Source organism: Micromonospora sp. AMSO12t (assembly GCF_008806585.1).
GTDB classification, from domain to species: Bacteria; Actinomycetota; Actinomycetes; order Mycobacteriales; family Micromonosporaceae; genus Micromonospora; species Micromonospora reichwaldensis.
This window is the reverse complement of sequence record NZ_WAAS01000551.1, coordinates 1-737: the sequence shown is the minus strand read 5'-3', so window position 1 is coordinate 737 and position 737 is coordinate 1. Positions and strand designations below refer to the sequence as shown.

The following is a 737-nucleotide window of genomic DNA, read 5'->3' as shown; positions in this document are numbered from 1 at the left end:
GGTCCCGCGACTCGATGACGGTGCCCTCTATGACGATGGGCGTGAACCCGCGACGGGGGGCGGGTGGCCCGGAGACCGGTTCCGCGTCCGCCACCGGCTCCGGCCCGACCTGCTCGGGGGTGGTCTGCCGGCGCGGCAGCGCCTGGGTGAGGTCCTCGGCCGGCTGCGGTCGGTCTGCGCCGTACGCCGGTGATGGCGGGCCGGGATCCGAGGCGGGGGCCCGGAGGTCCCGGGTGGCGTCCTCGCCGGGCCCGCGCGGCGGCAGCACCTGCGTGGCCTCGCCTCCGGGCATCGCGAAGGCCCGGGTGGGCTCCCCGCCGGGCGCCGCGAAGGCATGGGTCGGTTCCGCGGTCGGCGACGTGAAGGCGTGGGTCGGCTCGCCGGCGGGCACCGTGAACGCGTGGGTCGGTTCCGCGGTCGGCGACGTGAAGGCGCGGGTCTCTTCCGCGGTCGGCCCAGTGAAGGCGTGGGTCGGCTCGCCGGCAGGCGTCGTGAAGGCGTGCGTCGGTTCCGCTCCGGCCGGGGCGCTCGGGATCGGGTGGGTCGCCTCCCCCGGTACCGGCTCCCCGAGCGGCCGGCGGCGGGGGAACGGCTGGCTGCCGGGTGCGAGGCGGGACGGCGGAACCGCCCGCTCGCCCGAGCGCAGCGCCTCCTGCCGGTGGGCGGCCGCGCGACCGGAGGCCGGCTCGAAGAACGACCGGTTCGGCCGCTCCGGGGCCTCCCCGGCCGGGCGACCG

1 pseudogene is annotated in these 737 nt (G+C 79.0%); it reads right to left on the bottom strand.

Features of this window, described 5'->3' with window-relative positions:
* Positions 1-737 (bottom strand): annotated as a pseudogene (locus F6X68_RS33845) (hypothetical protein); the annotation flags it as partial.